The organism is Synechococcus sp. W65.1, assembly GCF_047461615.1.
Classification (GTDB): Bacteria; Cyanobacteriota; Cyanobacteriia; order Thermostichales; family Thermostichaceae; genus Thermostichus.
Window position 1 is genome coordinate 216,007 of the sequence record NZ_JANSHI010000001.1, and the last position, 19,453, is coordinate 235,459.

Consider the following 19,453-nt stretch of genomic DNA (forward strand, 5'->3'; position numbering starts at 1 on the left):
TTGGTTTGCGGGGTGAAGTTTGTCACCCCCTGGGTTCTGACAGCAGCCGGGCTGATTGCGACTGTTGAAAGTGGCCAAGGGGGGTTGGGACCTGGAGGGATATCCTTTCTGAAGCTGGTTTTGCTATCTTGCTTTCAATACTTTTCTGCTGCTTCCTATGGCTTCTTCTGCTTCAGCAGATCTGCCTCGCCCTCTTCTACAAGCAGAGGTTGCTCGTCTAGACAGCCTCCGCTACAACGAACAGGGTTTGATCCCGGCCATCGTGCAGGACTACCTGGATGGGACGGTGCTGATGATGGCCTGGATGAACCGGGAGTCCCTGCAAAAAACTTTGGAAACAGGCCGCACCTGGTTCTGGAGCCGCTCGCGGCAGGCGCTGTGGCCCAAAGGAGAAACTTCTGGCCACGTCCAGTGGGTCAAGCAAATCCGCTACGACTGCGACAGCGACGCGCTGGTCATCTTGGTGGAGCAGGTGGGGGATGCGGCATGCCACACGGGGGCACGGAGCTGCTTCTTCCGCACGCTGCAAGGGGATCCCATTCCGGCAGCCGATACCCTGTCGCAGGTGTTTGCCGTCGTCAAAGCCCGCCAGGCGGATCCCCGGCCCGATTCCTACACCAGCAGCCTGCTGGCCAAGGGAGACAACGCCATCCTGAAAAAACTCGGCGAGGAGACGGCTGAGGTGGTGATGGCGGCAAAGGAGGGGGACAAGACAGCCCTGGCCCGCGAGGTGGCGGATCTCTGGTACCACTGCCTTGTGGCTCTTGCTCACTATCAGGTGGATATTCGGGATGTCTATCGCCAGCTCCAAGCCCGTCGTTCCCCTCAGTGAAGGTGCTCTGTCCAAGGGAGGGGAGCCGCTTTTGGAGGAGATGGATCAGCCCCCAGCCAAGACTCCCTTGGAGTTGCAGGCCGGGCGACGGGGCCAGGTGGATCTGGAAACCGATCGGGAGACGTTGGCTTGTTACCTGCGGGGCCATGGCCAGTGGATCCAGCGCTGCTTCCAGCCGTTGCGAGTGGAGCCCCTCTCTGCTGAAACCTACAGGCTGCAGTTCTTCCGCATGGGCGGCCTAGGATTTGAGCTGGAGCCCAGCTTTGGGATCAAGATTTGGCCGGAGGAAGATTACCTATTTCGGCTCACCTCCATTGAGCTGCCGGGGGATGCTGCCCTGCCCTATCGGGTGGATTGTCAGGCCAGCTTCCGGCTGGAGGAGCTGCCGGGATCCCCTGCCACCACCCGTGTCCACTGGGATCTCCATCTGGATGTGCGCCTGCATTTGCCCAAGTTTTTGCACGTTCTGCCGCGCAAGTTGGTTCAGAAAGTGGGCAGCCAAGTGGTGCAGCAGGTTACCCGCAGCCTCAGCAATCGCTTGACTCACAATGTCTGCAGCGATTTCTACCGCTCCGTTGGCCGTCCCCATCACCCCTATCGCTTGGTTACGGTGGAGGATAGGGCGTGATGCCGTTGCGGGCAGGCTGCTCGGCCTTTCCCGCCAGCCGGTGTAAACGTCGTGCTGTCCTCAAAAACACGACCTTGATGGGAGGTGCGGAGGAACCATCAGACGCGGAAATCCTCCGCTAGTCGTGCCGTGGAAGAGACAGCCGCTGCCAAAACTGAATCCTGTTCCCGCCGAACTTGGCTTAGTCTCCCCGCGCTGCACAAGAGGTGGGCAGACCTCGGTAACGGGAAAATAGCGCCCTTCAGGGGTAGGTGGTGGCATCCACCTCGGCGCACCGGTGTAGCCTGCAAGGAGTAAGTAAAGAATCCCACCTCCAGGGTTGGGGAGAATGCCAACCCCTTGCTGGGGCACGTGCCTACCATTCAACCGCTGCCAGAGCTTCTTCCGGCCCCACCAGAGCAATGGCGGCGTTAACTAGGTAGGTTTTTGCGGCTTGCTGGAGCTGGGCAGGTGTGAGCTGCCTCACCCTCTGCAAATACTGCTGGTCGAACTCCATGCCCAGGCCCAAAATCTCGTACCAGCCGGCTAGCTGCGCCACCTGGGCGTTGGTCTGTTTGCTGAGGGCATACTGGCCCAAGAGCTTGCGCTGGGCCCTCTCCACTTCCTCATCGCTGAGGAGGGTTTTGTGTAGGCGATGGATCTCCGCCTGGAGGCGCTCCAGGGCCACTGGAGTGTTCTCCGCTGCCGTGCCCAGGTAGGCCACAAAAGGGGCAGGATCCCGGCGGGTGGCAAAGAAGGCCGAGACCTCATAGGCCAGGCCACTGCGCTCCCGCAGCTCCACAAACAGGCGGCTGGACAGGCCGCTGCCTAGGTAAGTGGCCAGCAGCTTCAGGGCCGGATAATCCGCAGAAGCAGCGGGGGATCCGCGAAAGCCAAGCACAATCGTTGTCTGCTGGGTGGGTTGGAATAGCTTTCGCAGTTGCGGCTTCTCCAAAGGGGGCAGCGACAGGTCTAGTTCAGGAGCAGGCGGGCTGGTGCTTACCCAATCTCCCAGGACAGCTTCCACTTGGGCCGCCATCGTCTCTGGCAGCTCTGGACCGATTACCGCCATCACCATTCCCTCCGGGCGGCAGTAGGTGGCGTGGTAGACCAGCAAGTCCTCCCGGGTCAGGGATCCCACCGTCTCCAGCCATCCCAGCTCGGGAAGGGCATAGGGGTGATCCCCATAGAGGGTCTGCTGAACCTGGTTGAAGGCAAGGCTGAAGGGTCGCTCCTGTTGGGCGCGAATGGTCTGCAACAGCAGCTCCCGCTCGCGCTCTACCTCCGCTTCCGGAAAGCTGGGCTCCCGGAGGATTTCCGCAAGCAACCTCAGCAGCTCGGGGAAATCAGCCGCCACACACTGTAGCGCGACCTCGAGACAGTCGGCAGAGCTTTCCACCCCAAGCCCAGCCCCTAGGGATTCCACCCAGGCAGCAATGGCCTGGGAGTCGCGCTGCTGGGTGCCCTTGGTGAGGACAGCCGCCAGCAAGTGGCTCAAGCCTGCCTGCTGCGGTCGCTCCACCCGGCTGCCGCCGCGAAAAAAACAGTGAGCAGCCAGGATTTCCGTTGCCGGATTCTGGCCCAACAGCAGCGTGATGCCGTTGCTCAAGCGAAAGCGCTGTAAACGGCCACGTTGCATGGCAAAGAGAGGGAAGCTCCTAGGGGCAAGGGATCTACCGGCAGGCCAGTTGCAGCTCCGAAGCGGCAGCAGCGCCAGAAGCAGCTGGCTTGAGCAAGACCACCACGTAAGCCTCCGGAGAGAGGTACTGCTGAGCTAGCTCACGGACTTGGGCTGGGGTAAACGCTTGCAACAGCTCCAGGTACTCCTGCAGGCGCTGCACCCCAACCAGGGTCTCGTAGTAGCCGTAGATGCTTGCCAGTTGGCTAGGCGACTCGGCAGAGAAGAGGAGTTCGTGGGTCAGCAGGCGCCGCGCTCGATCTAGCTCAGCCTGACCGATACCCTCCTGCTGCAGCTTCTCAATCTCGCGCAAGATTGTTGCCTCCACCCGCTCCAGGTTTTCCACTTCCAGGCGAGCACTAATGCAAAAAAGCCCCCCCTCTTTCAGCACCAGTGAAGAACAGCCCACCCTCCTCACCCAGCCGCGCTGCTCTCGCAACAGATGCACCAGCCGCGAAGTACGGCCTCCCCCCAGTACCGCGGCCAACAGCTCCAGGCCGCAAACCTGCTCCCAGGCCTCGAGGCTGACGGTGGGCCAGGCCAATTTTAGACGAGCCTGCTCCAGGCGGGTATGGGTGCTCTCGCGGCGCAGGATCCCTTGGGGACGAGGCTGAGGCGGGATTGGGGGCCTTGTCCAGGCAGAGCCGCTGGCAGGATCCCCAAACTCTCTTTCCACCAGCGCCAGCACCTGGTCCGGATCGATGCCTCCCGTCATCACCACCGTCATGTATTCGGGTCGGTACCAGCCGCGGTGGTAGGCGCGTAGCAGCTCTGGGGTCAACCCCATCAGGCTTTCTGGCGTGCCCAGCACGGGTCGCCCATAGGGGTGCTCCATCCCAAAGGCAGTTTCCAGGAGAAGCTGATAGGCCGTGTGCCCTAGGTTGTCGGCAGCGCGGCGAATCTCCTCCAAAACCACCTGGCGCTCCCGCTCCATCTCCTCCGGAGGGATCCTGGCCCGCAACACTGCCTCCGCCAGATAGGGCAAGGTATCCGGCAGGTCGGTGGCAGCTACGGTGATGTAGTAGTGGGTGTAATCCTGGCCAGTGGCAGCGTTGGTGCTCCCTCCCCGCCCTTCAATAACCCGATCCAGCTCCCCGGGGGCCAGCCGCTCGCTGCCCTTAAAGACCATGTGCTCCAGAAAGTGGGATATGCCCAGCCACTGCGACGGCTCGTTGCGCCCGCCTGTTTGGACCCAGACGTCCACCGTGGCCGAATCGGCAATGGGAAGGGGGTGAAGAATGACGCTTAGCCCGTTGTTTAGGCGATGGGTGTAAGCAGGAAGAAGACGCGGTGCGCGGCTCAAGGTCAAAGTTCTTAATCAGCAGAGAACAAACTTAATCTTACCCGCACAACCGCCGCTGAGAGCCTTCAGGGAGCAATCGGGTTTATCTTTACTAGTCTTGGGAAGGGGTATCCGTTGATCCTGGCCACAGCAAGCTGGGGGATCCGTCACCGCCTAGGCTCTCTTCCACCTGAAAGCCAGGCGGCCATTCCTCACTTTCGCGCACCCGCTGCACCACTTCCTTAGGCAGGGTCACTCCCAGCTCCCGCGCGGCTACGGCCACCACGTCTCCCCGATCGATCAGGCCGGCAATGGCGCCGCTGGGGGTGAAGACCAAGACTCGGCGCGACTCCGCCTGGCCCATCATCTGGATGACCTGGGCAATGGGAGTTTCCTCCCGCACCCCTTGAAGTTGCTCCATTGGCTTGAGAATGGCTTTGAGGGTGAGGTGATCCCACTGGCTGCGCTCGATGTCGTTGAGCAGTTCCGGCCTAACCAGGCCCCGGTAGCGACCGTCTTCCTCGGCAAAGTACACTTCCTGAACGCCTCCTGCGGTCTCTGGCTGGAGGGAGGCAGGGATCAGGTAGCGATCGACAAACTCCCGCAGGCTCATGCCCGCATCCACCACGCGAAAGCGGCGGCTCATGACATCTGCGGCCTTCAGGCGAGCCAACACCCGCTGCAGCTGCGCATACTGCTCGTAGCGACGGGCACTATTTAAAATAAACAAGCCAATTAGCCCCGTCCAAAGGCCATTGAGGCTCCCCAAAAATACCACTACTAGACCCAGGCCCACCAAGCCCCAGCCCACTCCCTGGCCAGCTCGAGCTGCCCACAACATGCCCTTTTGCCGATCCCCTGTCCAACCCCAGATGGCCGCTTTAAGCATCTGCCCCCCATCCAGGGGCAGCCCTGGCAGCAGGTTAAACAGGGCAATCACTAGGTTGATGGCAGCCAAGCTGGCAAGCATTGAGGTCAGCGGCGACCCTGGCCCCGCCCAAGCTCCAGCCACGCTGAAGAGGACAAACAAGCCCAAACTGAGAAGGGGCCCTGCCAAAGCCACCCAAAAGGCGCCCAGGGGGCGAGGCACTTCCCGCTCAATGGCCGCCATGCCGCCAAAGATGAACAGGGTGATGGAGCTCACCCGTACTCCATAGGCCCGGGCGACTAGGCTGTGGGCCAACTCATGGGCCAATAGCGAAAGAAAAAGCCCCACCGCTGGCACCACCCCGTAGGAGAGCACCAGCAGCAGAGCCGCTGGAAACCAGGTGTAGTCGAGGAACAAGGGGATCCCCCACAAATTCCCGATGCGCAGGCGACTGGTCATGGCCTTAACTCCTACACAGCTCTTGCCCAGGAGGGCTTTTAGGACAGCAGGCAACCTTTCTCCTGGGGATCCCTTCCTTTCCACTCTAGCCCTTTCCGGGACTTCGCAGCGAATCCTTGTGGTACCCTGGGTAGCTGTCCAGCAAACCAGGCAACCCTGCTAGAGCGGCCGGGTTAGCCGCAGTGACCCTATTTTTTTGTCCCTCTTTCTGGGGGACGACGGAAACAGCTATGGTATCGACTTCCTCCTACGAGCAGAGCAAAGCGGTACCCTCGCCCCAGGAACAAGCGCCAGGTTTTGTAGACGAGTTCCCCGCGACAGCCCCAACGGCTGCCCCAGTGTTCTACCGCACCTATAGTCGGCGCCGCCCCGATGGCAGCCGCGAGACTTGGAGTGACGTCTGCGATCGCACCCTGGCCGATATTGCCCGCCTAGGGCGCCTTACTCCCCAGGAGCGGGAGCTGTTGGAACGTCTGCAGCGGCAGTTGAAAGCGTTGATCTCAGGTCGGGCCCTGTGGGTGATGGGCACCGAGTGGATCCAGAAGCCGGAAAACTACTCCGGCGCCTACAACTGCACTAGCCTCACCGTGGTGGACTGGCGCTCCTTTGGCCTGATGATGGATCTGGCCATGATGGGCTGTGGCACGGGAGCGGTGCTGGAGCCTCAGTTCATCAGCCAGTTGCCCCCCATCCTCAACCGCCTAGAGGTGCAGGTAGTAGGATCCATTGGTGCCACCCCCCCCGAAGCGCGGCAGGAACACACCCGCATCCAGCGCCAGGGCTCTCACGTGCACATCCAGGTGGGCGATAGCCGCCGCGGCTGGGTGGAGTCTTACCAAGCTCTCTTGGAGCTGGCGGCGGATCCCAGTTTTGGGGGTCACGTGGAGGTGACGGTGGATCTCAGCCATGTGCGCCCCGCTGGGGAGCGGCTAAAAGGGTTTGGGGGCGTGGCCAACCCCATCAAGCTGCCCGGCTTGTACCAGCGCTGCGCCGCCATCCTCAACAAAGCCGTGGGCAGGCAACTGAACTCGGTGGAGTGCTGCCTGCTCATTGATGAGGCGGCCGCAACGGTGGTGGCGGGGAATATCCGCCGTAGTGCAGGTATGCGCCAGTTTGCCGCCGACGACGAGCTGGGATCTAGCGCCAAAGACAATCTCTGGCAGCAGGACGAGCAGGGCAACTGGAGAATTGACCCTGAGCGAGATGCCCTGCGCATGGCCAACCACACCCGGGTATTTCACCGCAAGCCAACGCGGGAAGAGTGCATTGCTGCCGTGCGCAAGCAGTTTTACTCCGGCGAGGGGGCTATCCAGTGGGCTGGGGAAGCCGTAGCGCGGGCCAACGCCGACCTAATCAACACCCCCGAGCTGAAGCGGGAGTTCCTCAACGTCTATGCCTCGGAGGGACCCGAGGGAGCTAGGCGCTGGATAGAGGAGCGGCAGGCAGCTAGTAGCTCTCCGTCTGTCCAACCGCCAACGTGGCATAGGGTGCAACGGTATGGGCTGAACCCCTGCGTTACCGCAGACACTTGGATCCACACGGGCGACGGCCCGCGCCAGGTGAAAGACCTTATTGGCAAGCAGCACAGCACCTACGTCAACGGCGAGCTATTCAGCACGACGCCAGAGGGGTTTTTCTACTCCGGCACCAAGCCCGTGCTCAAGCTGGTGACCCAGGAGGGATTTTCTCTTCGGCTGACGGGCAACCATCGTGTTCTCAAAGTCATTGCCCAGACTCCAAAGGCGCAATACACGGAATGGGTGCCGGCAGAAGAGCTCCGCCCAGGCGACCGCATTCTGCTGCACAACCATCGCGACCTAACCCCCTGGGATGGTGAGGGGACCTGGGAGGAAGGCTGGCTCTTGGGGCATTTGCTGGGCGACGGCAGCCTTGCCACAACCCAGTGGAATGACACGGCTGTACTGCGCTATTGGCAGGATACGCAGCAGGAGATGAGCCTACACGCGGCTCGGTTGCTGCAGGCTGCGGTAGGGTACGAACCTCGCCGGCCAGAGACCTGTTATCACCCCAAGCTGAAGTGCCGGGTTATCCATTCCACCGGCTTGGCGAGACTGGCGGCTAAGTTCGGCATGGCTCCAGGACAGAAGAAAATGACTGCGGCACTGGAAGCCACAAGCTTTGATTTCCACCGCGGCTTCTTGTGCGGCCTGTTTGATGCGGATGGCAGTGTGCAGGGCGGTCAAGAGAAGGGAGTTAGTGTGCGGCTTTCCCAAAGCAACCTGGACACCCTCAAAGCTGTGCAGCGCATGCTGGCGCGTCTAGGGATTGTCTCGGTCATCTACGAGAATCGCCGTCCCGCTGGGTATCGTCTGCTGCCTGATAGCAAGCGCCAGCCAGCCCCCTACGCCTGCAAGGTGCAGCACGAGCTGGTCATTAGCGGGGACAACCTGCACCAGTTTCAGGCAGTGGTGGGCTTTCGAGAACCGCGCAAAGCTCAGAAGCTGGGTGAACTGCTCGGCAGCGACCAGCGCCGGCTCAACCGGGAGCGGTTTACGGTTACAGTTGCAGCCCTGGAGCCTGACGGCGTGGAACCGGTCTATGACTGCACCGTGCCCGGCCCAAGCTGCTTTGATGCCAATGGGTTGGTTGTCCACAACTGCGGTGAGATCATCGGATGCGACTTCCACTGCAATCTGGCCGAGATCCACCTCAACCGGCTAGATCCCCACAACCGCCAGGAGCAAGAGGAGGCCTTTACGGCAGGGGCCCTGTCGGCTGCGGCGCTATTGCACCACCGCTTTGTTGAGCCCCGCTTCCAGCGCTCAAGGGAATGGGATCCCATTGTCGGCGTCTCGTTTACTGGTCTATTTGACTTTTGCGTCAAAGCCTTTGGGGTGGACTGGCTGCGCTGGTGGCAGGAAGGGAGGCCCGATACGCCTCTGGGGCGGGAGTTTAAGCAGCAGGAGCGGGAATACCTCAGCTTCTGGAAGGAGGTCGTTCACCGCGTGGTTTGGGACTACTGCGACCGTCACGGGTTGCGCCGCCCCAACCGCTGCACCACCGTTCAACCTGCCGGCACCAAGTCGCTCCTGACTAACGCCTCTCCCGGCTGGCACCCGCCCAAGGCCCAGCGCTACATTCGCCGCATCACCTTTGCCAAAAACGACCCCGTGGCCCTGGCCTGCCTGGACTACGGCTACTCGGTGGTGCCCGCCCAGTCTGACAAGGATGAGCACGGCAACCTGCTCAACGACCCCTTTGATCCCCGCTGCACCGAGTGGTTGGTAGAGCTGCCGGTGGAGGTGGAGTGGGCCAATTTGCCCGGCGCCGAGGAGATTGAGGTTGAGCGCTTCTCTGCCCTGGCTCAGTTTGACTTCTACATGCAGGTGCAAAAGTACTACACCACCCACAACACCTCCGCCACCATCGAGCTGCGCGAGGACGAGATCGAAGCGCTGGGATCCCGCATTTACGAGGCCATCCGCGACGACGAGGGCTACATCAGCGCAGCACTGCTGGCCCGCTTCGACGCTCCCTTCCCCCGCTTGCCCTTCGAGAAAATCGACAAGGCCACTTACGAGCGGCTGATGGCCGAGGTCAAGCAAAGACGAAAGACCGACAACTTTTACGAGGCGCTGGCGCGCTATGACCGCAACCTCGCCCTAATAGCAGAGGGGCCAGCAGGGTGTGATGCCCTCGGCTGTCTGATGCCGGAGGCTAGCTCGCAGAGCGAGAACCCGTCCCGCTAGCAGAGGGGGGGATCCCGCCTCGGGCTCTGGCTACACTGTTCTTGGCCGGCATATCCGAGCACTGCGCGCCTTGGCAGCCCCCTCGGCAAGCTAGGGGCAGGGGGGGTTGGCATAGGCCGGTTTTCCCTGCTCGAGCGCTTGGTGGCTGGAGGAGTGGATCTGATGCAGACAGGAGAGCGGCTCCCGAGGAAAGCCTGGACAAGGGAAACCTGGCGCAGGCTGAGGGGGCTGGTGCTGGCGCTGGTGGTGCTGCTGGGGATCGCCTGTTCTAGCCTCAAGGGCTCTGGGACCTCCCCTCCTGGATTGATCCCTCCTCCGCCTGAGCCGGGCAGCCGGTCGATTCCTCTAGCGGTGCGCACTCTGGGCACCAGCCGCTTTAAGTTGCTGGGCTTGACAGTGGGTGTGGCTGGGAGCGAGGCTGAAGTGCTTCTGGATACCGGCTCAGCAGGGCTGCGTATTCTGTCGTCGGTGGCAGGGCGCTTTGGCTTAGAGCGGACGGGGATCCCTTCCACGGTAACCTTCGCCGATGGCACGCAATTTATCGGTGTGCTGGCTCGCGCTCCCTTCAGCTTGGGTGGGATCCAGAGTCGAGAGCCGGTCACAATTCAGTTGATTGACCAAATTACCTGTGTGGAGCCGCTGGTGGCCAGCTGTTCCGACAGGCTGTTTGGACCAGGGCGGCCCTTTGCCGGGATCCTGGGCACCTCTTTGGACGAGCGCAGCCCTAATCGCGACCTGTTTAGCCCCCTCACTCGCCTGCCGGGCAATTTTCGCTCGGGGTACATCATCCAAACCGGCGGCTTTGAGTCTGCTCAGGGCCTTTTCACCGTCGGCCTGACCGAGGCCAACACCGCTGGCTTCAGTTTTCGGCCACTGCCCCAGGTGGGAAGTTTTCCCGATGGCACGCCCATCTGGCGGGATGAAGCCCTGCAAGTGGCCTACAGCATCAGCAACACTTCTATTCAAAATGTCCCTAGCCCCACCGTATTTGACAGCGGCGCTTCCGACATCTTCCTCAACGTTCGACTGTTGGGATCCGCTCCTTTTCCCACCGCTACCCTACCCCCAGGCTCGGAGTGGCGAGCTGTGCTGGGAGGAGCCTTTGACTATCGCATTCGCGTTGGCTTTCCGGTAACGCCCAGCCGGGATCGGATCTTTGTCAACGGCAACCAGAGCGTGCAACTGTTGGGCATGCCCCTGTTTTTCAACGCCGACGTTGCTTTCGATAGTGAACGTGGTCGGATTGGCTTTCGCCTGCGTTGAGACCAAGTTTTGAGTTGAACTGGGGAGGAAACCAATGCTTGCCCAGGACGGGATCCCTGCGCGCAGAAGGGCACGTCGCTGGCCCTGGATCTGGGTTCTGCTCCTAGTGTGTTGGCTGGGGTTGGGCGGGCCGGCCTGGCCAATTGGTTTGGGAGATCCCTTGCCGGAGTGGGCTCAGTCTATGCAAGTGGGGCGGCAGCGGCTACGCGGCGTGGAGCAGTACCAGGGTCAGGAGCAGATCCGCGCTTACGGCAACCAGGCAGGGCGGGTGTTTTGGATTCAAATCAACAGCAGCGCTGACTTGCCCCCGGATTACCGAGACTATTTGGGCGAATACCAACAATTTCTGGTAGAAGCTGTAGAAGTGGTGCCGTTGCGGGCTCGGCGGCTGCGCTTCCGTCAGGGGAATCGCAGTGCTGAGTGGCAGGTGGTAGGCATGAGCGGCCACTTTGAGGCTGAGGCGCTTAGCCACGACCTGGCTCCGCCCGAGTTGTTTCAGCTCTAACCTAGGGGGATCCCCAAGGCGCGATCGGGAAAATTAGGGCTTATTCTAGAGAGAAGCTTGAACTCAGAGGTTGTCAATGAGAATGCTTCAGCAGGAAGTCCCAGTTATCCTCAATCGCTTTCTTGTTAAGGAGCTAACTCAGGAAGACCTCACCTTTTATGAGTACAACTGTAGGCCAAACCCCCTCCCAGATCCAGAGGATGTGCGGAAAACTTTTTCCAAAATCTCCAGGATCTGTAATCAGCTAGAAGTGCTAGCTGTTCGTCTGGGAAATCGAATTATAACTCAGGAAAAAGTTCCAATCAGTAAGCTCAGGACAGAGGGTTGGGAGTTAGAAGAGCTAGGGCCTAGGGTTTTAACCTGTACCGATGTCCAGGAAAGAAGCGCTCTCGAAAGCTTTGAGCACAAGAGGATAGAGTCCCGCCTTAAGTCTCTGTTCAAAAAAACTGAAGTTGAATCAACAGGGGGAGGCTTGCTCTGGTGGATTACTAGTCAGGAAGGGGTAGAACTTTTCGGGGATGGCTGGGAAATCCACAGAGGAAGGATGATAGATGTTGCTGTTGAAACAGACGGAAAGCTTTATTTAGAAGTCGATATTCATTACCGTCTCTACACACCGTGGACTTTGCATGAATGGCTGGAAAACTATCCAGATGTTCCAATCAAGTTGGTTCGGAACACATACGATAAACACCGGACTTGGAAATATCTGGGTATTCTTTCCAACCGGTCGCCGTGGGAGGTTTCGCTGGCAGGGCTGAACATTAGTCTGGCGGAGTTTCATTTGCGAAAACACAATGCTCCTCTAGAAGAGGTGAAAAGCTCTTGGGTAGTCGAGGTAGCTTCAAGGGAAGGGCGTTTTCCCCATCTTTCTCGAAGACTATCGCCTGTCCTAACCTTGGAAATGCTAGCCAGTCTAGAGTGCAACAGTAGCCTTGCTAAAAAGGTTAGCGCCGCTGTTACCGAGCGTATTAGAAAAAGTTTACAAGAACGACTGCAAGAGTCTAAAAAGACAGCAAAGACTATTATAGAGAGCGTCTACAACCTTACCAGAAGGGAAATTGAACCACTGAAGACTAAGGGCTACATCTTGCCCAAGCCAAAGCTATTGGGATCGGGTCACAGGCAAGTCCAAAATCCCGCCCGGGTTAGGTACCAGGGATGTGCGAAGGTAGGCGAGACTAAGTTTGGATGTCTAAACCTCTGCGACGACAAGCAAGAGTATCCTAGCGAAGTGCGCAAGTGCTTGCTTGAGGTAGCCCAAAAAAGCGGAGTAAAAGTCGACGTAGACTTCTATGCTACTCGGCAGGACTACTTGCCTAAGAACGAGCTCGCCCGAAAAAGATTCTGGCAAAGCTGGGCTGAGCAAGGGATCAAAACCGTTTTGGTCGTTATGCCGTGGCCACCCAATGAGGACAAGCAAAGGATCCGTGTGGAGGCTCTCGAAGCGGGGATAGCAACTCAGTTTATGATCTCTGGCGCTGATTCCTACAAAGCCCTAAACGTCGTCCTAGGCCTTCTGTGCAAGGCAGCATGGCAGCCTGTACTCCTGAAACCCCTCGACCATCCTGAACGCCCTGAGCTGATCATCGGCTTCGATGTGGGAACTGATCGACAGCTGTACTACGGAGCCTCTGCCTTCGCTGTTCTTGCTGATGGGCAGAGCTTAGGTTGGGAGCTCCCTGCTGTGCAAAGAGGAGAAACCTTCTCTGGTGATGCAATTTATCAGACTGTGTCCAAACTTGTCAATAAGTTTCATAAAAAGCTCAGTCGATATCCCACCAAGGTTCTCTTAATGAGGGATGGTTTAGTGCAGGAAGGTGAATTTGGAAAGACAATTGAGGAGTTAGAAAAAGAAAAGATTGCTGTGGATGTTGTCGGAATACGCAAAAGCGGTACAGGAAGGATGGGGATAGAGAAAGAAGGTAAGTACGAAGATGCCAAAATAGGTACTGTTGTTTTCGACTACTCGCGAAAGTCGTTTACTCTGGTCACAAGCCAGCCCATTAGCAGGGAAGGCACGGGCTCCATTGGTAGCGCAAGACCCCTGCGAGTTGTCCACGAATATGGCAGTACGCCTTTGGAGATCTTGGCCCTGCAGACTTACCACCTTTCCCAGCTTCATCCTGCCAGTGGATTCCAAGCCTGTAGGCTTCCCTGGGTACTTCATTTTGCTGACAAGAGCGGCAAGGAGTTCCAGAACCTCGGCAGCAACATCTTCAGTGTCCTGCAAAACATAGATCGCCAGAAATTGATTGCCGTCTAGCAGGGTAGGGGGTTCTTCCCTGTGGGCCCTGCTAGGATGGGGAAGGGTTTGAGATGCCAACTATGTTTACTCACAACGAGGTCTGGAAGACCTTTCTGAGCAACCCTGTTGTCTTCTGCGGGGGCTTTCTCAGCGGCCTGCTGCGTTTGGATGTAAGGCAGGATCCGCTGCGCAGTTGGCTAGAGTCGCAGGGCTTGAGGGTGGAGGATCCGCCTGCCTCCACGCAAGGCCCCCAGTCTATTGCCATTGAGTAGGCATGGAGACAGGAGAGAGCCTCCCCATTCAGCAAAGTAAGCCAAGGTGAGCTGATGTCCCCCGGACAATCTGTAAGAAGGTGGCGACGGCAGGGATCCCTCTATGGCTATCTGGGCGGGGTTGTGCTTTTGCTTGCGGGGCTAGTTGGCTTACCCTCAGCAGATTTGGCTTTGGCCCAAGCGGAGCTCATTTCCTCGAGAGGCTCTGAGCAGGATCCCCAGCTTTGGCTGGAGCGCTACAACGCTGCTTTGAAGCAACTGCCCCCTTTGCCCAACTTGCAGTACCGTCAGCAGGTGCGGGTCGAGGGATCCCAAACCTTTACAGCCACCCTGGATGTGCTCCGCCGCCGCGACGGCAGTTGGCAGGCTTGGGTAGCCGAAGGGGATCGCGTTCGCCTGTTGGATTCGCGGCAACTGGAAGCAGTCAACCAATCGGACTTACTCAGGCTGTATTCGGTGTACGTGAGCCGGCCCGAAGCGCTCCTGCCCTCGGTGAACTTTCACTTAGAGGCTGATCCCACCCGCTATCGCGTCCTCTCCTCAGAACGGGCGGATCTGGCGGGATCCCCTGTCCAGCACTTGCGCCTGGAACCCCTTCAGAAAGGCCAGGTGCGGGAGCTATGGCTAGATCCGGAGTCGGGGCTGCCGCGGCAGGTGCTCTTGTTTTTGTCAGGGGTGTGGGGACAGGCCTACGTCCTCATGGGGTTTACGGCAGTGCCCGCGCCCGAGGGAGGCCTCCGCTATTGGCTGCCGGAGAGCACCCGCATCAACCTGAGCTATGGGTTTTGGACGCTGGAGGGCCTGACCCGCCGCGTGTTCAGGGGATCCCTTGCCATCCGGCACGACTACCAGGACTATCGCATCTTGCCGGAAGGAGTGCAGTTGCGCTTTTTGCCCTCGCAGCCGCCGCTGGATGCGCCGCCAGTGGTGGCCGGCCTGCCGGAAAGCTCGCCCCAACTGGAGCTGGGGGATGTGCAGGTCTTGGGGGTGGATGAGCAGGGGAACCAGCAGTTTAGAATTGGCCTGGGCAGACGCACTGCTGCCGAGACCCCCTTGGAAGACCGCATCGCCGCCTTTAACCTCACCCGACCGGCCAGCCGCAATGCTCTCACCCAGATCGATACCGTGGCCTTTTTGTCTTTGGGGAGCAGTCAGTTGCCCATCTATCTCTTTCAATTCGACACGGGTCGTCCTCTCTATCCCCTGCAAGGGGTGGGGCAGCCGCGGGTGGATTCCAACGAGGTCTTCGATCCCAGGCCGCCGGCCATCAAGCTCTTTGGAGATTAGGTGGGGAAACCCCAGGGAGCGCTGTTGGGAGGGGCTAGAATAGCCCTGGGATCCGGAGGAGAAGCAAGGCGTGATCAAACCCTACTCTGCCCACTTGTTGACCCCCGACTTTCGCCTTAGTCTGGCAGTGTTGGTTTTGGCAGTGCCGCTGTTTTGGCTTTCGCTTTGGGCAGGGCTGGCCATGGGATTGTTTGGCCTGTTTTTGCTGGTGCAGACTTGTCTTATCGGGCTGGCCTTTACCCGCACAGCCCTGCAAGTCTACAGCGGCTCCCGGCGCATCCGCGAGTTCCCCTACAGCGAGTGGCAGGATTGGCAGATTTTCTGGCGGCCTGTACCCATTCTCTTTTTCTTCCGGGAAAACCGAGGCATCCACTTTCTGCCAATGCTCTTTAACCCAGTTGAGCTGCGACTTTGCCTAGAGGAGCACGTGGGACATCTGCACGCCCAGAGATCCCCTTTTCGCGGCGTGGGCCGATGAGCAGTTCGGAGGGCTGGGTTTGGCAAGAGCAAGGGGGGTGGCGTTGGCTGCAGTGTCAGCTCTTGGCAGACTGGCCGCATGCTTTTGGGTGCCGGCGCAGCTCCTTCTATCAACCGGCTGAACTGGCTGAGCAGCTGCGGCTGACCCCCGAACGGGCAGCTTGGGGCTACCAGGTCCACGGCTGTCAGTGGATGTGGGCCGATGCCCTCACCACGATCCCGGCAGGGAAAGCAGAAAGCAGGGTTCAGCGTCCCGCAGTCGATGCCGTAATTGCCCGCTGCCCAGAAGACTCTGCCTGGGTTGGTACTGCTGACTGTGTGCCGATTCTGGTTGCCAGTCGCCGGTGGGTGGCAGCAGTTCACGCTGGCTGGAGGGGGACGGCTGCCGGCATCTTGCCCAAGGTGCTCCAGGTCTTTCTTGGGGGGGGGATCCCTGCCGAGGAAATCCGCATTGCCCTGGGGCCAGCCATTTCCGGGCCAGCCTACCAAGTTTCCCAAGCAGTGGCTGACAAGGTGCTGCAGACGCTGCCGGCAGGCGTGGATCCGCAGCTTGCCCTCTGGCCTGATCCCATCCCTGGCAAGGTTCGCCTGGATCTGCGCTGGGTCAACTCTGCCCAGGCTCAAGCGCAAGGGATCCCGCCTGAGCACATTGCCATCAGTCCCCACTGCACCTTTGGCCAGCCCCAGGATTTCTTTTCCTATCGCCGCGAGGGATCCCTGGAGGATGAAGAGGGCCGCCGTTGCGTGCAGTGGTCGGGGATTGGGCTGCCCAAAGCGGCCTTGGACAAGCCGCCAGCTGCCCAAGAGAGCTGCTATGATTGAACAGCCCTCCGCTGCCCAGTCCCAAGATGCGCCGTGCTGCCCTTGGGGGATTATCGTGGATAGCTTTGTCCCTCTTGCTTGTTGGTGGCCAAGCCGCGGCCCAGACCTCTGTGACAGGCTTCAACCGCGACAGCGTACGGCAACTAAACCTTGAGAAGAATTCAAGTCGCGAGCCCAGCATTCCCTCGGCGCAGAGGCGGGCGAAGTGGCATACCCGCGCCAATGTCTGCAGGGGCAACTGTCAGAGGAAGTTAGCCGTATCGCCTAAGCAAGCAGTTAGGGTATTAAAGGAAGCCCTCAGGTCGCTGCAGCATGGATTGGGAGAAGCTCTTGGAAGAATGGGTGGCAGCCTTTAGGCAGGCGGCAGAGGCAGGCCTTGCTGCTCTAGAAGCCGCCTTGAGGGAGCTGGGAGAACAGCTGGCCACCCCTATCGAGCAAACCCTCAGGCAGCGGGAAACCTTTTGGCGGCTGGAGGAGGAACCCGAGCGCCCAGAGGAAGCGTCTAACCCTGCCGAGGGGCAGTCCTTTAGCACCAGCCGCTTTTTCGTTAGCCCCTGGGGGTTTGGGGGCGTAGTTGTCTATACCTATATCGCTTCGCCGCCTGGCTGGATTGGGGATCCCACCTGTCGCTACAATGCCCTTTCCCCGCAATTGCGCTGTGCCGTCAACCCCTATGGCCCTTGCAAGGGCTGTCCTCACTATGAGCCGCGGGAGGAGGGCTCTACGCGCTAGCCGGCCTGAGGGCGTGGGCTATGCAGGATAGCCGCCTTATTGTTGCTCTGGATACCTCCTCCCTTGAGGAGGCGCTGGAGTGGGTGGAGCGCTTGCCCCAGGTGCAGTGGTGGAAGGTGGGCCTGGAGCTGTTTACGGCAGTTGGCCCTCCAATTCTGCAAGCCCTGAAGGAGCGGGGCAAGCGCATTTTCTTGGATCTCAAGCTGCACGACATTCCTCGCACAGTGGGGCGGGCAGTCCAAGTAGCCGTTGGCCATGGGGTGGACTTGCTGACCGTCCATGCGGCCGGCGGGAGCGCCATGTTGCACTCAGCCGCAACGGCCGTCCAGGGCAGTTCCTGTCGGCTGTTAGCAGTTACCCTTTTAACCAGCCTTGGCCCTGAACAGGTGCGGCGGGAGCTGGGCATCGAGCGGGATCCCGGCGACTATGTGTTGCAGTTGGCCCAGCTGGCCTTGGAACAGGGCTTGACGGGGCTGGTCTGTTCTCCCCAGGAGGTAGGGCGGCTGCGCCAAGCTCTGGGGCCGAAGGTTCTGCTGGTAACCCCAGGGATCCGACTGGGGGATCCAGAGGCAGGGGACGACCAGCGGCGGGTCTGTAGCCCTGCAACAGCCCTGCGGGCGGGGGCAGACTATCTGGTGGTGGGTCGCCCCATCACGGCAGCTACCGATCCTCTGGCAGCCTGGCAACGCTTCCAGGCGCTGGTGGAGACTGCGGGCTGAGGGTTGGGGAAATGGCGTTGGGAGGCAGGCGGGGAGCCGCTCTAGCAGTGGTTTTGGGACTGTCCGGCCTGGCTCCTACACTAGCCAGGGGAGAAGTCTGTGCCAGCGATCCCCAAACTTGGTCCCAGGCCCTGACGGCCCAGTTGCCTTTGTTTCTCAATTTAGCCCTGAGCCGCTCCCGCTCAGAGTTTCAGGTGGTACTCGTGGGTCAGCCGCAGGTCGAGCCTCTTGCTGCCAAGGAGTTGGCGGATAGCCCAGCCGCTTCCACTGCCCAGGGCTTTTGCCTCTACTTCACCACGCTGGAGCGCCGCTTGGTTCTCCCTCGGCAGCCGCCGCAGCCGGACAACCTGCTAGCGGGACGGCGCAGCGAAACCCTGCATCTGGCCTATGAGGCCTGTGTATTGCGGGATAAACCAGGAGACCCCTGGCAGTTGGTGCGCCTCCGAGTAACTGGAGCCGGGATCCCCGTTCGCGATGTTACAAACGGGCTCACCGCCCAAGCTATCCGCCGTTGGCAGCAGTCGGGGTGTCCCTTAGCAGGCGATCTAGAGTTGACTAGGCCCTCTTCTCCGTGAGGTTTCCTCCCGCCATGCCTCCTCAGGGCAAACGGCTACTCCGGCGCCGGCAGCCGGCCAAGCTGAGTTGGATAGGCCCCTGCCTGCTGTGTGGGGGAGTGGGACTGCTCTTTGGGCAACGGCTTCGCCTTCTAGCAGAACCGGCTCAGGAAGCGTGGTGGCGCGTTTTGCCTGCCAGTAGCGCTGAGGGATCCCTTGCTCCGCTGGAACTCCCCCTCTACCACTGGCTGGCAGAGAAACTTTTGCCTTGGCTAGGGCAAAAAAGCGGGATCCCGCCGCAAGGACTGCTGGCAACCTTGTCGACCCTAGCCTGTCTGGCCATCCTACTGTTGTGTTGGAGCTGGGGCAATTTCTGGAGCGCCGGCCTGTGGGGGCTTAGCCCCTGGGTCAGCACCCAGGGGCTGGAGCCGAGCAGCGAGATCCTCGCTCTCCTGGTCTTACTAACTAGCAGCGGCATTAGGCCGGGATCCCGCCTGCGCTGGGAGGGGTTGGCGCTGGCCTGTGGGCTGAGCTACCGAGTTTGGCCCTTGGCCTTGCTCTGGGCGCTGCTGTGGATTAGCCAACACCGGCCGCGGCAAGGGTTGCAGGGATCAGCCTTGCTGCTGTTGGTGATGGGCCTCTCCTGGCTCGGGGGAGCGGAGGGGCTTGGGGATCGCTTCCGGGGAACAGAGACTCTCTCTCCAGCCATGGGATCCTATTCGCCCAGAGGCCCAACTGGCCTGCCTACGCTGGCTACTTTGATGTTGCCCCTAGGGCTAGCCTTGGTGCGGCTGGGCTGGCCTTGGGAAGAACGCCAACAAACTTTGCTCAGCCTGGCCGGCTTGGGCCATGCCCTCTGGATGGGCCTGCTAGCAACTTGGCTGGAGGGTCGGGGGGATCCGCCCCTGTACCTCCTGCAACAAAGCGCCCGCTGGGGCCTAGTGGCCCTGCCCTTCTTGTGCCTGAGCGCTGGCGGTGTCTTGGCGGAGATTCCCTGGAGGGGCTGGCGGCGGCTGTTGGGATCCCTGCTTTTGGTCAGCTCGTTCTTGCTGTCGTGGCAAGCGTTGGCCTAGGGCACGATCCCAGCTCCAAACCAAAGCGCTGAGGAGTTGATCAGCCTCTTGCCCCAGGTCTTCTA

17 protein-coding genes are annotated in these 19,453 nt (G+C 60.2%); 14 read left to right on the plus strand and 3 right to left on the minus strand.

What is annotated here, in order from left to right; translation table 11 throughout:
- The first annotated feature begins 157 nt into the window (after positions 1-157).
- Together hisIE and NW806_RS01075 are read left to right on the plus strand one after the other, a co-directional pair.
- Positions 158-832: a bifunctional phosphoribosyl-AMP cyclohydrolase/phosphoribosyl-ATP diphosphatase HisIE gene (hisIE, locus tag NW806_RS01070; protein ID WP_414393245.1), complete on the plus strand. Its 675-nt coding sequence runs from the start codon at positions 158-160 to the stop codon at positions 830-832.
- On the plus strand, positions 792-1,460 hold the full coding sequence (locus NW806_RS01075) for a DUF1997 domain-containing protein (RefSeq protein WP_414409685.1): 669 nt from the start codon (positions 792-794) through the stop codon (positions 1,458-1,460). The genes hisIE and NW806_RS01075 overlap by 41 nt, the downstream gene beginning before the upstream one ends.
- A 355-nt stretch (positions 1,461-1,815) precedes the next feature.
- On the opposite strand, the gene NW806_RS01080 is transcribed toward NW806_RS01075, so the two are convergent.
- From NW806_RS01080 to NW806_RS01090, 3 genes are all read right to left on the minus strand, one after another.
- Positions 1,816-3,078 carry a M16 family metallopeptidase gene (locus NW806_RS01080; RefSeq protein ID WP_414409686.1) on the minus strand — a complete coding sequence of 421 codons (1,263 nt, stop codon included), beginning with the start codon at positions 3,076-3,078 and terminating at the stop codon, positions 1,816-1,818.
- A 34-nt stretch (positions 3,079-3,112) separates the two neighbouring features.
- A complete protein-coding gene (locus tag NW806_RS01085; RefSeq protein WP_414409687.1) occupies positions 3,113-4,420 on the minus strand; it encodes a M16 family metallopeptidase in 1,308 nt (435 codons plus the stop codon).
- 91 nt (positions 4,421-4,511) lie between these two features.
- On the minus strand, positions 4,512-5,726 hold the full coding sequence (locus NW806_RS01090) for a site-2 protease family protein (RefSeq protein WP_414409688.1): 1,215 nt from the start codon (positions 5,724-5,726) through the stop codon (positions 4,512-4,514).
- A gap of 230 nt (positions 5,727-5,956) precedes the next feature.
- On the opposite strand from NW806_RS01090, the gene nrdJ reads away from it, so the two are divergent.
- The 12 genes from nrdJ to NW806_RS01150 all read left to right on the plus strand — a co-directional run bounded on the left by nrdJ (position 5,957) and on the right by NW806_RS01150 (position 19,388).
- Positions 5,957-9,436: a ribonucleoside-triphosphate reductase, adenosylcobalamin-dependent gene (gene nrdJ / locus NW806_RS01095; RefSeq protein WP_414409689.1), complete on the plus strand. Its 3,480-nt coding sequence runs from the start codon at positions 5,957-5,959 to the stop codon at positions 9,434-9,436.
- Positions 9,437-9,598: 162 nt separating this feature from the next.
- Positions 9,599-10,699, plus strand: coding sequence for a hypothetical protein (locus NW806_RS01100; protein ID WP_414409690.1), 1,101 nt, complete (start codon positions 9,599-9,601; stop codon positions 10,697-10,699).
- 34 nt (positions 10,700-10,733) lie between these two features.
- Positions 10,734-11,204, plus strand: coding sequence for a hypothetical protein (locus NW806_RS01105; protein ID WP_414409691.1), 471 nt, complete (start codon positions 10,734-10,736; stop codon positions 11,202-11,204).
- 82 nt (positions 11,205-11,286) lie between these two features.
- Positions 11,287-13,470 (plus strand): argonaute PAZ domain-containing protein, encoded by a 2,184-nt coding sequence (locus tag NW806_RS01110; RefSeq protein ID WP_414409692.1) that lies wholly within the window; start codon positions 11,287-11,289, stop codon positions 13,468-13,470.
- A 53-nt stretch (positions 13,471-13,523) separates the two neighbouring features.
- Positions 13,524-13,724 carry a hypothetical protein gene (locus NW806_RS01115; RefSeq protein ID WP_414405478.1) on the plus strand — a complete coding sequence of 67 codons (201 nt, stop codon included), beginning with the start codon at positions 13,524-13,526 and terminating at the stop codon, positions 13,722-13,724.
- A gap of 54 nt (positions 13,725-13,778) precedes the next feature.
- Positions 13,779-15,011: a hypothetical protein gene (locus NW806_RS01120; RefSeq protein ID WP_414409693.1), complete on the plus strand. Its 1,233-nt coding sequence runs from the start codon at positions 13,779-13,781 to the stop codon at positions 15,009-15,011.
- Between the two features lie 70 nt (positions 15,012-15,081).
- Complete coding sequence (locus NW806_RS01125) at positions 15,082-15,489, plus strand: DUF3119 family protein (protein ID WP_414409694.1); 408 nt, start codon at positions 15,082-15,084, stop codon at positions 15,487-15,489.
- Entirely contained in the window at positions 15,486-16,310 is an 825-nt protein-coding gene (locus NW806_RS01130) for a polyphenol oxidase family protein (protein ID WP_414409695.1), read from the plus strand. Before NW806_RS01125 ends, NW806_RS01130 begins: the two co-directional genes overlap by 4 nt.
- Positions 16,311-16,622: 312 nt before the next feature.
- Positions 16,623-17,042 carry a DUF6464 family protein gene (locus NW806_RS01135; protein ID WP_414409696.1) on the plus strand — a complete coding sequence of 140 codons (420 nt, stop codon included), beginning with the start codon at positions 16,623-16,625 and terminating at the stop codon, positions 17,040-17,042.
- Positions 17,043-17,062: 20 nt separating this feature from the next.
- Positions 17,063-17,761 (plus strand): orotidine-5'-phosphate decarboxylase, encoded by a 699-nt coding sequence (gene pyrF / locus NW806_RS01140; RefSeq protein ID WP_414409697.1) that lies wholly within the window; start codon positions 17,063-17,065, stop codon positions 17,759-17,761.
- A gap of 11 nt (positions 17,762-17,772) precedes the next feature.
- Positions 17,773-18,336 carry a hypothetical protein gene (locus NW806_RS01145; protein WP_414409698.1) on the plus strand — a complete coding sequence of 188 codons (564 nt, stop codon included), beginning with the start codon at positions 17,773-17,775 and terminating at the stop codon, positions 18,334-18,336.
- The gene (locus tag NW806_RS01150) at positions 18,333-19,388 is read left to right on the plus strand and encodes a hypothetical protein (RefSeq protein ID WP_414409699.1); all 1,056 of its coding nucleotides are present in this window, start codon (positions 18,333-18,335) and stop codon (positions 19,386-19,388) included. The genes NW806_RS01145 and NW806_RS01150 overlap by 4 nt, the downstream gene beginning before the upstream one ends.
- The last annotated feature ends 65 nt before the right edge of the window (positions 19,389-19,453 follow it).